The organism is Alteromonas sp. CNT1-28 (assembly GCF_022348345.1).
Taxonomy (GTDB): Bacteria; Pseudomonadota; Gammaproteobacteria; order Enterobacterales; family Alteromonadaceae; genus Alteromonas; species Alteromonas macleodii.
Window position 1 is genome coordinate 1 of sequence record NZ_JAKREZ010000038.1, and the last position, 13514, is coordinate 13514.

At 45.4% G+C, this 13514-nt stretch carries 11 protein-coding genes; 5 read left to right on the forward strand and 6 right to left on the reverse strand.

Annotated elements, in window-relative coordinates; translation table 11 throughout:
• Positions 1-197: 197 nt before the first annotated feature.
• Positions 198-554 carry a hypothetical protein gene (locus MHN02_RS18240; RefSeq protein ID WP_069944449.1) on the forward strand — a complete coding sequence of 119 codons (357 nt, stop codon included), beginning with the start codon at positions 198-200 and terminating at the stop codon, positions 552-554.
• Positions 555-648: 94 nt separating this feature from the next.
• Here the strand turns inward: MHN02_RS18240 and MHN02_RS18245 are convergent, their stop codons facing one another.
• Entirely contained in the window at positions 649-2895 is a 2247-nt protein-coding gene (locus MHN02_RS18245) for a TonB-dependent receptor (protein ID WP_061485988.1), read from the reverse strand.
• A 262-nt stretch (positions 2896-3157) separates the two neighbouring features.
• Entirely contained in the window at positions 3158-4147 is a 990-nt protein-coding gene (locus MHN02_RS18250) for a helix-turn-helix domain-containing protein (protein WP_239247623.1), read from the reverse strand.
• 142 nt (positions 4148-4289) lie between these two features.
• Here MHN02_RS18250 and MHN02_RS18255 point away from each other — a divergent pair, with 142 nt between their 5' ends.
• From MHN02_RS18255 to MHN02_RS18270, 4 genes are all read left to right on the forward strand, one after another.
• Positions 4290-6092 (forward strand): acyl-CoA dehydrogenase, encoded by a 1803-nt coding sequence (locus MHN02_RS18255; protein WP_239247624.1) that lies wholly within the window; start codon positions 4290-4292, stop codon positions 6090-6092.
• A gap of 76 nt (positions 6093-6168) precedes the next feature.
• Positions 6169-6936, forward strand: coding sequence for an SDR family NAD(P)-dependent oxidoreductase (locus tag MHN02_RS18260; RefSeq protein WP_239247625.1), 768 nt, complete (start codon positions 6169-6171; stop codon positions 6934-6936).
• Between the two features lie 76 nt (positions 6937-7012).
• Positions 7013-7774 carry an SDR family oxidoreductase gene (locus MHN02_RS18265; RefSeq protein ID WP_014949725.1) on the forward strand — a complete coding sequence of 254 codons (762 nt, stop codon included), beginning with the start codon at positions 7013-7015 and terminating at the stop codon, positions 7772-7774.
• Positions 7775-7799: 25 nt separating this feature from the next.
• Positions 7800-8258: a YaiI/YqxD family protein gene (locus MHN02_RS18270; protein ID WP_014949724.1), complete on the forward strand. Its 459-nt coding sequence runs from the start codon at positions 7800-7802 to the stop codon at positions 8256-8258.
• A 127-nt stretch (positions 8259-8385) separates the two neighbouring features.
• On the opposite strand, the gene MHN02_RS18275 is transcribed toward MHN02_RS18270, so the two are convergent.
• The 4 genes from MHN02_RS18275 to MHN02_RS18290 form a co-directional block, all read right to left on the reverse strand.
• Entirely contained in the window at positions 8386-8637 is a 252-nt protein-coding gene (locus tag MHN02_RS18275) for a hypothetical protein (protein ID WP_156086493.1), read from the reverse strand.
• A gap of 106 nt (positions 8638-8743) precedes the next feature.
• Complete coding sequence (locus tag MHN02_RS18280) at positions 8744-10909, reverse strand: S46 family peptidase (RefSeq protein WP_239247626.1); 2166 nt, start codon at positions 10907-10909, stop codon at positions 8744-8746.
• A 286-nt stretch (positions 10910-11195) separates the two neighbouring features.
• Positions 11196-12386 (reverse strand): amino acid aminotransferase, encoded by a 1191-nt coding sequence (locus tag MHN02_RS18285; protein ID WP_014949721.1) that lies wholly within the window; start codon positions 12384-12386, stop codon positions 11196-11198.
• Positions 12387-12533: 147 nt separating this feature from the next.
• Entirely contained in the window at positions 12534-13316 is a 783-nt protein-coding gene (locus tag MHN02_RS18290; protein WP_239247627.1) for an NRDE family protein, read from the reverse strand.
• Positions 13317-13514: the final 198 nt, after the last annotated feature.

Consider the following 13514-nt stretch of genomic DNA (forward strand, 5'->3'; position numbering starts at 1 on the left):
TTACGCTAAATAACTATGTACATGAGCCGTATACGAGGCCCGTATGTACGGTTCTGTGAGAGGGATGAGGCGGTGACGCCTCACCCTACTCGATGTTTGCATTTTAAACAAATGGACATATACTGTATAAATATCAGTATGGTTTATTTTGAGTCTTATCTTGGTTCGCTAAAAAGCGCAACGTTTAGGAGATAGTTATGCAAACAGGCATTAAAGCGGTTGATCAGCTTATTTCAAAACACGGCATTATGGCAGAATTCGGATCAGACACGTTTCAACGCCGTAGCCGCTTGACTGGGGGCGACGAGCGTGCAAATGGGTTGCCTTTCTGTATGTATCAAAAGGTGGTACATGCCCCTTTGTCTCATCAGTTTACCGTGCATCACTTTTATATGCCGGGTAATAAGGGGAAATTAGCGAGCTTTTTGTTTAATGAAAAAGGGCAGTTAATTGAGCAGGTCTACTACCAGAAAGTTGCCCGCTGGGTGGAAGTGTGCAGAAAATTACAGCAGCTAGTACAAATGCCTACGTCTGATATTCATATGGCGGCGTAACAGATAAAAAAAGCGGTAACGTTTCTCAACGTCACCGCTTTTCTACTAAATAGATAGGTAGCTACAATGGAAGAGAGTAGCCACTTAACTTTTCTTAGTAATATGTGTACTTGAACTCAACACCCCAAATACGAGGTTCGTTTACAATACCCGTTAAGTTTGCAAAGTCGATTGCACCTTTAACGTTGTCTTCGTCTGTTATGTTACGGCCGAATAGCGCTACCGTGTAGTTGTGCGCAAAGTTCTCATAACCAATGCGTAGACCGCCTTCGAAATTGTCGTCTGTAGTAAACTCAACCGCTTCATATAGGAAGATGTTGGTTTCACCTTGGAACGCCCAATCAGTAAACACGAAGAACTCACCGTCATCACCCATAGGGATAGTGTAACGTGCAGTGAAGTTAAAGATTGATTCAGGTGCTTGCGGGAAAGGGTTTCCATCAATGATTGCATTGAATCCATCTGGGCGCTCGTCAGTTACTGTACAGTAGCCAGTGAAGCCATCAGATGCGCTTGTACCACAAGGTGCAACCGTTAGAGAGTCATCTTTGATCTCAGTGTGGTTGTAGCTGTAGCCAGCAGTAAAGGTAAGTTCGTCAGTCGCTAGCCATTGAGCGTCTACTTCAAAACCATAAGCTTCACCTTCGTCAGCATTCACTAGCGCAGTAAAGTTGTTACCACCACCAATGGCCGAGAACTGCATGTCATCAACGGTATAGTAGAACGCAGCAGCGTTTAGACGTAGCGTGTCGTCGAATAGGTCTGACTTAATACCCACTTCAAAAGAGTTGATCGTTTCTGCGTCTGCAACTGAAGGTGCACCTTCAAATGCAACGTCACGACCTTGGATAGTTTGCGCTCTGAAACCATTAGCATAGCGAGCAAAAACAGACATGTCGTCAGTTACACGGTAGTTCGCGCTAAGCTCAAAGCTTGTTTGACCGTCATCTACGTTGATGTCTTCGTAATCCTGAACGGCAGCAATGCCTAGAACAACGGCAAAGCCGTCAACGTTCTGTTCGCCAACCACAAGAGACTTCTTGTCGTGAGTGTAACGGATACCACCAGTAACGTTTAGCTTGTCGTTAACTTGGTAAGATGACTGACCGAATACCGCCCATGTTTGGTTTTCATGGAATACCGTAGTCGCGCCAAAGAAACCGTCGATGCTGGTTACGTTGAACGATGCATCGTAATAGAAAGCACCTACTTGCCAGTTCATTGGGTCGCTGGTGTTGCTTGCTAAACGAAATTCTTGCGTGTACTGCTCTAGATCGTCAAGGTTATCTTGAGTTACAAAGTTTTGTGAAGCAATCGCGTCGCCGTCGATGTCGCCAAGACTTGAACCTTCAGCGGTTTCGATTGCAGAGATTGAAGTAAAGGTTACATCGTCCATGTCGTATTCTAGTTTAAGTGATGCACCTAAACCTTCGTAAGACTGTGGGTTGTTATCTGTACCGTTACCTTCTAGATCGCCGTCGTAGCTTACTGTTTCGCGGTCGTAGCTATCGTTAAGGTCATTGCTGCCTTTATTAAAAACGTTTCCACGGAAAATTGAAGCAGTACCGTCTAAGTCGCGGCCGTGTACGTTGAGAAGTGCAGAGAAGTCCGCTGATGGCTCCCAAAGAAGCTGTAAGCGCCATGCTTTTTCGTCGAAGCCGCCTAATGCGTCGTTTTGACCTGTTGCTGCGTTGTCGATGTAATCATCACGCTCTTGTGACAATACCGAAAGACGGGCAGAAAGTTCGTCAGTAAGACCGCCGCTAATAGCGCCTTCGAAGTTCATTGTACCGTATGAACCGAAGCCTGCTTTCGCGTAACCTTCAACGTCTTGGGTTGGTTTTACTGTATCAAATTTGATGATACCAGCAGTGGTGTTACGACCAAATAGTGTACCTTGTGGACCACGAAGTACTTCAACTTGCTGAACGTCGAAAAGCGGGAAGCTTTTAAGTACCACGTTTTCCATTACCACTTCGTCCATGATAATAGAAACAGGTTGTGATGCAGCAAGGTCGAAGTCGGTGTTACCTAGACCACGAATATAAAAACGTGGTGCAACACGACCATTTGATGACTCAGCATAAAGACCAGGTACGCGAACCGCTAGAGCAAGAATATCTTCACCGCCAGAGAATAGGCTTTCGAATTTCTCACCGCTTAGCGTCGCAACAGAAATAGGTACTTCCTGAATTGACTGAGTACGCTTTTGCGCAGTAACGGTAATCTGTTCAAGTGAGGCTTCTTTTTTTTCTGTTGTCGCGGCCTCTTGTGCAAGAACTGAAGAGCTGAACGCAGCACTAACGGCTAACGCTAGCGTGGCGATTTTGTGTGTTCTCATGTTTCCACCAAGATGATTTTAAATTTATACTTTTGTAGTGTTTTTAGCACAAAAAATAACAATCTATGCTTGGCGTTGCATTTTACACAAACTTTTACATAAAAACTTCAAATTTGTGCAAATCAAGGCGTTTTTCATCGAAAATGCACAATATTAGTTAGATTGAATATAACTAAAAAGCCTGTGTGCACAGGCATGGAACATCAAACTTAATAGAGAGATATTTTTTGGTGCAAGTAGTCTACTAACCATCTAAATCAAATTAGCCTCGCTTGAATTTCGCTCGGTATTGAGAAGGTGATAAACCAGTCGTTTTTTTAAATAGTCGAGTGAACGAGCTAAGGTCTTCATAGCCTACAGCGCTAATCACGCTCTCTAACGGCATACTAGAGGTTTCTAAGAGCTTTCTCGCGTGCTCAATGCGCAGCGACTGTAAATACTGACCTGGTGTAATATCACACGCGTTTTTAAATCGGCGTATAAGTGTGCGTTCGGTCATATTATGCCGTAGCGCTAGTTCGCTTAGCGTACATTTATTTTGTACGTTTTTTTCCAGAAAAGACTGTACCGCTTTAATGTCCTTGTCTGAGTGAAATCGTCGCTGACGACTGCTGGCGTAAATAGTTTGGCTTGTTCTGGACACATCCAAAACGTGGGATTTTGCCGTATCGCTCGCAATCTGATGACCACAGTAGCGTTCTATCAACAAGATAGATAAATCAATCCACGCCATGCCGCCGCCTGCACAAAACACCGTATCGTCTTCAGTAACCATTTTCTCAGGTTGTAAGTTTACGGTAGGGTACATGGCCTTAAATTTATCTGCATATCCCCAATGAGTAGTGGCAATTTTATTGTCCAATAATTCGGATTGGGCCAAAAGGAAAGTGCCGGTGCAATTGGCGGCAATGTCGGCCCCCATTTTCTGAAGACGCCTCATATGTACAAGCAGAGGCGCTGTGCTTTCTAGCACTTCATCTATATCGCCACCAATGGTGGGAATTAACAAGACATCAGTATGTGAGACTTCTTCGATGGCGATATTGGGCTGTAGAACAACTTGATTAGAGCAAAGAATAGGCAGCCCATGGTGACTGGCCAACTGTACTTTGAACTGAGGGTTGGTTGGTAAGTTGTGTATTCGCTGCCAACTAATACCTGCGAAAGCAAATACATCGAGGGCTCCTGTAATGGCAGATGCCAAGGCTTGGTTAAAGCCGAGTACGGTAACGGTGAACTTCGTGTTATTCATAAAAATAATTCGAGTTATAAAATAAGATAAAACTCAGTGATTGTTGGCGTGATTGACCATTATTGTGTCATTAATGACAATGATGGCACGATAACGAATATGACACAATGTATTAACAAGTTTTCGTAGAGGACAGGACACCATGGCCGATCAACTTATTCCCCGCCGTGAAATGCAATTTCAGCTGTACGAAGTATTAAACACCGCAGCCTTATGTGAAAAAGCTCGCTTCGAAGAGCACAATGTAGAAACCTTCAACGCTGTTATTGATATGGCCGAGAAGATGGCAGAAGAGTTATTTCTTCCTCATAATGCCGTTGCTGACAAAAACGAGCCTACATTCGATGGCACTAAAGTCTCTATGATTGACGACGTAAAAGTGGCCTTCGATACTTATAGAGAATCGGGCTTTATCGCGGGTCACTTCGATTTTGAAGATGGCGGCATGCAGCTTCCTGTTACCGTGATGAATGCCTGCGCGGGCTATTTTTTAGCGGCAAACCCATCGTCAACCGCTTACCCTTTCTTAACTGCGGCGGCCGCCAATGTCATTAAACACTTTGCCTCCGAAGATATCAAAAGTGCGTTTCTATCAAAAATGCTAGCGGGTGACTTTACTGGAACCATGGCACTTACCGAGCCCCATGCCGGTTCGTCACTTGCTGATATTCGTACATCAGCAAGGCCGCAAGATGATGGTACGTACCGAATCAAAGGCAGCAAGATTTATATATCAGGTGGTGAGCATGAGCTTTCTGACAACATCGTACATTTGGTGTTGGCGAAAATTCCAGGTGGTCCAGCTGGTGTAAAAGGCATTTCCTTATTTGCTGTCCCTAAATACCGCCTAGACGCTGAGGGCAACCCAGATGTGCGCAACGACGTTACCCTTGCTGGCCTTATCCATAAAATGGGCTACCGAGGTACAACTTCAACCGCACTGACCTTTGGCGAAAATGGTGACTGCCACGGCTACCTTATTGGCGAGCCGCACCAGGGTTTGCGCTACATGTTCATGATGATGAACGAAGCACGTATTGGCGTGGGCTATGGTGCTGCCATGATAGGGTATCGCGGGTACCGTTACTCACTAGAATATGCAAAAGATCGTACCCAAGGTCGCGCTGCGCCTAATCTTGCGCCAGAAGACGAGCCTACACCTATTATCAATCACGGTGACGTGCGACGTATGTTGCTAGCGCAAAAGGCCTACTGTGAAGGCGGAATGTCCCTTTGCTTGTACGGCAGCATGCTCATCGATGAGATGGAAACGGAAACTGACAGCGAAAAACGTACCGAACTTTCTCAGCTTTTAGATCTTTTAACGCCCGTGTTCAAAGCATGGCCTTCAGAGTTTGGCCCTAAAGCCAACGATTTGGCAATTCAAATTCTAGGTGGTGCGGGCTACACCCGTGAATATCCTGTTGAGCAGTGCTGGCGCGATAACCGCTTAAACCCAATTCACGAGGGCACGAATGGTATTCAGGCGTTAGACCTGCTGGGAAGAAAGTTGTGGCAGCACGACGGCAAAGGTCTTCAGGTGCTGCTTTCTCGTGTAACAAGCGATATGAAGCGTGCAGAAACGCCAAGAGCACTGGCGCTAGCTGCAAAATTAAAACCATACTTAGACCAGCTTGGCGGTTTAATACAACAAGCTGCGGCCGACCTGCGCTCTGATAAACAGCCTGTTTTACTAACTAACGCGAGCTGCTTTTTAAATATCTTTTCAAGTTGTGTGGTGAGCTGGATTTGGCTACGCCAAGCAAATGTTGCCGAACAAACACTTGCTAAGGGTGCTGGCGAGCAAGACGTTGACTTTTACGAAGGTAAGTTAGCAGCTGCTGAATACTTCTTAAATTGGGAGTTACCGCTGGTCAGTCGTGATATTGAGGTGCTTTCTTCACGCGAGGCGACGTGTAACAAAGTAAAAGCGAGTTATTTTTAATCGTTCAAATCAAAGAGCATGCGCAGTGACCAAAATTAACGGCGTTGCGCTTGTTCACTAAATTGGAGTACAGCTAATGAATGTAGCTGCAAATGTTAAAGGTAAACATATTCTTATTACTGGTGGCGGCTCGGGTATCGGTGCTGCTTCGGCTCGCGTATTGAGTGCGCGTGGTGCAACAGTAGGCATTGCCGACTTAAACGAAGGTAATGCCAAAACATTGGCTGAAGAAATTGTTGCTGCAGGTGGCAAAGCCTATGCGGTGGCTGTGGATGTTACCGAACCGGCTCAGGTCAAAGCGATGTTCGACACGGCGCTTTCTCATAACGACAGAATTGACGTAATTATTAATAACGCGGGTATCGACCATTTTCCAGCTCCGCTAACTGAAGTCGATGATGCCATGTTTATGAAGAATATTCAGGTCAACTTAGCTGGCGTATGGTATTGCATGAAAAACGCCCTCAAGCATATGACGGCGACAGGCGGTGGCCACATCATCAATATTGCCTCTGTAGCTGGATTGCGCTCTGCGCCTATGATTAGCGCTTACAGCGCTTCCAAACATGGGGTAGTGGGGCTTACTAAATCGGCGGCGGTGGAATACGCAAGGGCGAACATACGCATAAACGCTGTTTGTCCAAGCTTTGTAGATACCCCTATGGTGCAAGGCGTTTTATCAAAATTGGATGAAAGAGGCCAAAAAGGGCTTATTGGCGCCAATCCAATGAAGCGTTTGGGTAAACCAGAAGAGATTGCTAACGCCATTGCTTGGTTGTGTAGTGATGAGTCGTCATTCATGACGGGTCAGTCAGTAGTACTCGACGGTGGTATGTTGGCCTAGAGCAGGCACCGCAACAAGCGTTAATAAGAGAAATTAAGCACAAAGCACTTTATCAGCAAGAATTAAGGATATGACAATGAAGAACCTTTTTGATTTAACAGGAAAAGTGGCACTGGTTACAGGTGCAAGTCGCGGTATCGGTGAATCCATTGCCCGTTTGCTTGCCCAGTATGGCGCGCATGTGATTGTATCAAGCCGCAAAATAGACGGCTGTGAAGCCGTTGCTTCTTCAATTCGTGACGCAGGTGGTAAGGCGACAGCGCTAGCGTGTCATGTAGGTGAAATGGAGCAAATTACAGAAGCATTTAACGTCATTAAACGCGATTTTGGAAAACTGGATATTCTAGTAAACAACGCGGCAGCCAATCCTTACTTTGGGCATATCTTAGATACTGATCTTGGCGCCTACAATAAAACTGTAGACGTCAATATTCGTGGCTACTTCTTCATGTCGATTGAAGCTGGCAAAATGATGAAAGAGCAGGGCGGTGGCGTCATTCTAAACACGGCATCGGTAAACGGTGTAACACCGGGTGACATGCAGGGGATTTATTCTATTACCAAAGCTGCGGTTATCAGCATGACTAAGTCATTTGCAAAAGAGTGCGGTAGCTTGAACATTCGCGTAAACGCATTATTGCCAGGTTTAACCGATACTAAATTTGCGTCAGCGTTAACAACTAATGAGCAAATCTTGAAGCACGCGCTTAAAGTTATTCCACTAGGCCGTGTCGCTGACCCAGATGAAATGGCGGGCACGGTATTGTATTTAGTATCAGACGCTTCAACCTACACGACCGGCACGACAGTGGTGGTAGATGGTGGTATGCTAGCGTAATTAGATACAGTTATGAGATACGACCATGCATATATGGGTTGACGCCGACGCGTGCCCTGCAGTGATCAAAGACATTCTTTTTAAGGCAGCCAGACGTACCAAGCTGCCTTTGTCTTTGGTGGCTAACCATTCTATGTCTGTTCCACCAGATAAGCACATAACCTTAACGCAAGTGCCGTCAGGCTTCGATGCTGCTGACGATTATATAGTAGAGAAGTGTGAAGCGGGTGACTTGGTGATTACCAATGACATTCCATTGGCCGCTGATGTACTGGCAAAAAATGCGCTAGCGTTAAATAACCGTGGTGAAGAATACGACAAGTCGTCTATCAAGCAGATACTGGGCATGCGTGATTTTATGGAAACCATGCGCTCAAGCGGCGAACACACAGGCGGCCCAAAAGCCTTCTCCCAACGTGACAAACAAAACTTCGCCAACGCACTAGACCGACTCCTCACCCAAGGCCTCCGCAACCTCAAATAAAACATTGGGGTCAGAGTACATTAATTTTGGGGTCAGAGTACATTTCTATAGCGCGATCTGATCAGCGAAAATAATGGGGTCAGAGTACTTTAAATACTGAAAAAAGTACTCTGACCCCCATTGGGTTTTAGCAATCTCCACCACCGCCATCACTGCTACAAGATGAGCTTGAGTTACTGCTTGGCGTGTATATCGCTGAGGCGCCATCGCTTTGAGAGCCCGACGTACCGCCGCGAGTCTTGGAAATAAATGTAATTAGGAACACCAACGCACATAGCGAAATAATAGCGATAGATGCTTTCCATTCACCGGTTATAGCTCCGCTATAACACGAGTACGCAGCCACGGCTAAACTAACAAGCCTTATTAGTAACCTCATAACGATCTCCTTTTTACCGGAAGGCATTAGGGGGAAAATGTACTCTGCCCCCATTTTTGCCATTTTTTTGGGGGCAGAAAAGTACTCTGACCCCATTATTTGGTGGTTATTTAACGATGGTCATCTCTTCGATGAGGTTTGTTGCACTGTCAACGTATTCCATTACCCATAACATGTAGCGGCTATCTACATGGATGGTTCGGGTTGTTTTCGGGTCAAAATCCCAATCAGAATTGACGCTCTCGAATGTACCGTCAAACAACAAACCGATAAGCTCTGCTTTGGCGTTAAGCGTTGCTGAGCCTGAGTTACCGCCGGTTGAATCTAAATCGGTAAGGAAGTTCACCGGCACGCTGTTAATAGCTTCTAATTTGTAAGGTCCATATTTCTTGTCCTCAATAAGCGTAAGCTGCTTTTTAGGAGAGTCGAAAGGTGTCTCGCCTGTGTCTTTCTCAGTAATACCTTCAAGACGAGTGAACGGCTCGTAAATCAGACCGTCTTTTGGCGAGCCGCCCATTACGTTACCGTAAGTGACGCGCAGCGTACTGTTTGCATCTGGATAAGCAAGGCTGCCCAAAGATTTTTGCCACTCAATAATGGCACTCATGTATTTAGGGCGAAGCGCTGCAGCTTTACCGCTTAGCGTTTTGCTCTTATCTTCAATAGCCATCTCGGTATCGAACAGGGCAACCGCAAGTTTAATGAACGGGTCGTTGCTATTTTCGAAATCAGCGCGGCTTGCAGTTAACCATTTCAAACGTTCTTCAGTGTTAGTCAATAAAGTCTTGTCGTAAAACGCCTTTAACTTCTTCTGAAGTGTTTTTCCGTCGGTATCACCATCAATGCCTACTGCTTTATCGAACGCGGCTACTCGGTTTTCTTCTGGCTGTTCAAGGTACATACTAATCATTTTTTGCCAAACGGCCTGATCAACGGCCGGATCAAAGCGACGCTCAATACGCTCTACGCCTTCTTTCAGACGAATTTGATCGCGCTCCTGAAATCCAGATTCACGTTCTGCGTCCGGCTTTTCTTTTTCGTTGGCATTGCGATAAAGGGTTTGGGCTGACGACAAGAGTTGTGCACGACTTAGGTTGTTGTACCAGAAGTTTTGCTTGTTCATTTGCATTTGTTCAGCACTAACCGCATCAAGATCGGCTAGTGCTTGCTTCATTTCACTCTTACCATTTTTATCAAGCCATGCAGCTAGTTGCTCTTCACGCTCAGCGCGACGTGGAACAAGTCCAACGCGTTTAGCGCCAGAAAGCTGGCCTAACGTATTTTTGTGGAAGTTGTTAAGACCCGCTAACAATGCTTCGTATTTGATACGCGCATCGCTGCCTTCTTCAGATGCACTTTCGATAGTCTTGATCCACGCGTCTACCAGTTCAAGGTAAGTGGGATATAACCAATCAAACGTGTACGACACTTGTGATAAACGTGCATAGCGATTAGTAGAGCCAGGGTAGCCCGCTGCCATAACAAAGTCGCCGTCTTCAAGTCCAGCTGCCGAAACTTTTAAGAAATGCTCAGGTTTAAACGGCACGTTCTCTTCACTGTAATCAGCAGGTTTACCGTCTTTACCCACATAAGCACGATAGAAAGAGAAGTCGCCCGTATGACGAGGCCACATCCAGTTATCTACATCACCACCGTATTTACCAATTGAATCAGCAGGCGCGTAGGCAATGCGCACGTCACGAATTTCCATTTGCTTAATTAGCTTATACTCAAGGCCTTGGAAAAACGAAGGCACAGAGCAGCGGAAGCCCGCTTCAGACTCACATTCTGCAATTAATGCTTTGCGGTTCGCTTCAATGAGGTCGTAGCGCTCGCGGCCTTGAACGTCATCACTGATACCGCCAATGACGTTGTCGGTTACATCAGAAAAATCGACCGTAACGAACATGCGTGTACCCGGCGCGGCCGGCAGTTCTTCACCAATTTCTTTTGCGAGGAAACCATCTTTTAAATAGTTGTTTTCTTGGGTGCTGTTATATTGAACAGAGCCGCGCGCACAGTGGTGATTAGTAACGGCCAAGCCTTTGTCAGAGACAAACGATGCTGAACAGCCACCTAATGAAACAATCGCGCCCATAGGAAACGCGGTTAGGTCGTTAATACTACTAGCAGGGATTGCTAAGCCTGTTTCTTTTAAATCGCCGGCAATTGAAGGTAGTTGTTCTGGCGTGAACATGCCTTCCTTAGCATTTACTTGCATTGCACTGCCAAGTAGCGCGGCAGAAAGACAAAATACACTTACTTTAGACATGGGTGATCCTTGTTCTTGTCGTTAATCTCATTGTTATAAGTCAGTCGTAATAAATACCAAGTTAACGTGTACGTCAACATTGTTACAGTGTAACGATTATATCCGGCTTGCCCTACTAAAAGGCGTATAGCGCACTGCGTGAATTTGTTAAAAAGTGTGACTAACCGCTACTGACAGCGTGGTTGGGGCGTTCATCGCAGAAATAGGAAGACGGGTAATTTGAAGGCAATAAAAAAGGCAGGGTGTGAACCCTGCCTTTCGAATCTTAAGAATCAATAGTTCGTACTTAAAGCACTGATACCAATGCTTTAGCAAGTGTTTCTACGTTTTCTTGGTTGATGCCCGCAATGTTCACGCGGCTAGAATCAACAAAATACACACTGTGCTTTTCACGCACTTCGCGCACTTGCTCTGGAGTAATACACAAGAACGAGAACATACCTTTTTGGTCGTTTACGAAGCTAAAGTCTTTAGGCGAGCCATTATCGTGAAGGTTTTGAACTAGCATTGCACGGAGTGATTTCATGCGATCGCGCATTTCGTTCACTTCAGATACCCACTCATTGTTAAGGGCTTCGTCAGCTAGGATAATGTCTACCAACGCGCCGCCGTAGCTTGGTGGCATAGAGTAGATGCCACGTGCGATTGACTGAATTTGACCCTGAGCAATTTTACGGGTTGCTGAATCTTCAGTAATGATGGCAGCCAAACCAACACGTTCGCGATAAAGGCCAAAGTTCTTAGAGCAAGAAGCTGCAACGATAACCTCTGGTAGGTTTTCTACCAACAAACGCATGCCGTACGCGTCTTCTTCTAAACCTTCACCAAAACCTAGATAAGCCACATCGATGAAAGGCAGGAATTCTCGCTCTTTCGCTACTTCTAGTACTTCATCCCATTGTGCATTAGTAAGATCAGCACCTGTAGGGTTGTGACAGCAACCGTGTAGAAGAACGATATCGCCTTTTTCAGTTTTGCGAAGGGTTTCCATCATAGCGTCAAAGCGAATGCTTGCTGACGCTTTATCGAAGTACGGGTAGGTTTCGATTTTAAGACCCGCAGAGCCGATAAGTGGAATGTGGTTCGCCCATGTCGGGTCGCTTACCCATACTTTAGCGTTGTCGTTACAACGGGCAAGTAGTTCTGAAAGAATACGCAATGCACCACAACCACCTGGAGCTTGAACCGCTGCAACGCGGTCTGCTAATAGAACGGGGCTAGTCTTACCTAATAGCAAAGACAACATACCGTCGATAAAACCTTGGTTGCCCTGAGGCGTGATGTAGGTTTTGCTAGTTTCGGTATCTAAAAGCACTTTTTGCGCTTTTGCGACACTTGAAAGAATAGGGGTATTACCTTGCTCATCTTTATATACGCCAACACCTAAATCGATTTTGTTTGGGTTGGTGTCTTCACGAAAAGCAGCTGACAGGCCAAGAATTGGATCTGGGGCGAGATGGGGTAATACTTCAAACACGATATGTCCTCACGTTACGTTGGTATGCAAAAGATAGCAGGCTGGCATTATGCCACCGATGGTAGAAAAAACGACCCCTAAAGGTTGAAAATATTTCAATTAGTCGAGGAAAGAAAACGTAAACGAAAGTTTCATTTCAAAAACACCCTAAATTGAAAAAGAAAAAGCGCGGGTTTCTTGTGCTTCGCCTTTGTCTGAAAAGCGTCGTTCTTTCCAGGTCAGCGTATTGTTTTTATCTACTAATAGCAGTGTAGAGGTGCGTGTTCCGTATTTTTCGGATTGAATAAAAATGGAAGACAACGCCTTTTCCCACTCATAGCCTACGCCCGTGTCGGGTAACAGGGCATCGTCGGCTTTATTGTCGTAACGTAAAATATCAAATAAGTCTTCATCATTAATGATGTTTTGTTTGGTGACATAATTGTTCAATGCGGTAACGCCCTGCGTGACTTTTGGCCAAGGTGTGGCAATATCCGCGTTAGACAAACCGTAGACACCAGTGTCGATAATGTGGGTCGAATTGTTTACGTTGTTGTAAACCTTAAGCGAATTTATATCTCCGAATAACAGGTTGTAGCCGTTGTATCGGTGGCGCGTTTTTTCTAGCGTTGCCAAGTATTGTGATTGTGCAACAGGCTTCATTTCGACTGAGTCGTGCTTCAGCCAGTTGGCGACTAATTCACCTCGCGATACCGCATTTTTATTGATGTTGTGTGGGTCCCTTACATTAGTAAGCGCCGCCACATATCCGTTACGCGTAACACCCATCCAGGTTCCATTAGCTTCTAAGTCTTGTCCGGCGAGCAAATGCGGGTGGCTTTTCCAGAATGAAGACGGCGCGGTTGGTCGTGCGTAAAACTCATCCCGATTCGCAGCGATGATAAGCGGGTAGTCATCTCGCATATTGTTTGCGATAAATAAAATACACATAGCTATATTAAGCCCATATTCTCTAAGAATTCAAAACGCTGTTTTGTTAACAATTGCGTTACAAACCTATTTTGATTACTCTTCGCCAAACTGCGCACACTCCAACGTTTTACTCTGTTAATTAATATGCGGGTACAATATGGAAAGTAAAGCGCTTTTCGTTACGGCATTCCACTTCGAAGCCTCAGAAAATAAATT

Excerpts from the sequence above, each read along its gene's own strand:
- MHN02_RS18250 (WP_239247623.1), bottom strand. The coding sequence starts at position 4,147 with ATGAATAACACGAAGTTCACCGTTACCGTACTCGGCTTTAACCAAGCC.
- MHN02_RS18245 (WP_061485988.1), bottom strand. The coding sequence starts at position 2,895 with ATGAGAACACACAAAATCGCCACGCTAGCGTTAGCCGTTAGTGCTGCG.
- MHN02_RS18290 (WP_239247627.1), bottom strand. The coding sequence starts at position 13,316 with ATGTGTATTTTATTTATCGCAAACAATATGCGAGATGACTACCCGCTT.
- MHN02_RS18265 (WP_014949725.1), top strand. The coding sequence starts at position 7,013 with ATGAAGAACCTTTTTGATTTAACAGGAAAAGTGGCACTGGTTACAGGT.
- MHN02_RS18260 (WP_239247625.1), top strand. The coding sequence starts at position 6,169 with ATGAATGTAGCTGCAAATGTTAAAGGTAAACATATTCTTATTACTGGT.
- MHN02_RS18280 (WP_239247626.1), bottom strand. The coding sequence starts at position 10,909 with ATGTCTAAAGTAAGTGTATTTTGTCTTTCTGCCGCGCTACTTGGCAGT.
- MHN02_RS18275 (WP_156086493.1), bottom strand. The coding sequence starts at position 8,637 with ATGAGGTTACTAATAAGGCTTGTTAGTTTAGCCGTGGCTGCGTACTCG.
- MHN02_RS18270 (WP_014949724.1), top strand. The coding sequence starts at position 7,800 with ATGCATATATGGGTTGACGCCGACGCGTGCCCTGCAGTGATCAAAGAC.
- MHN02_RS18240 (WP_069944449.1), top strand. The coding sequence starts at position 198 with ATGCAAACAGGCATTAAAGCGGTTGATCAGCTTATTTCAAAACACGGC.
- MHN02_RS18255 (WP_239247624.1), top strand. The coding sequence starts at position 4,290 with ATGGCCGATCAACTTATTCCCCGCCGTGAAATGCAATTTCAGCTGTAC.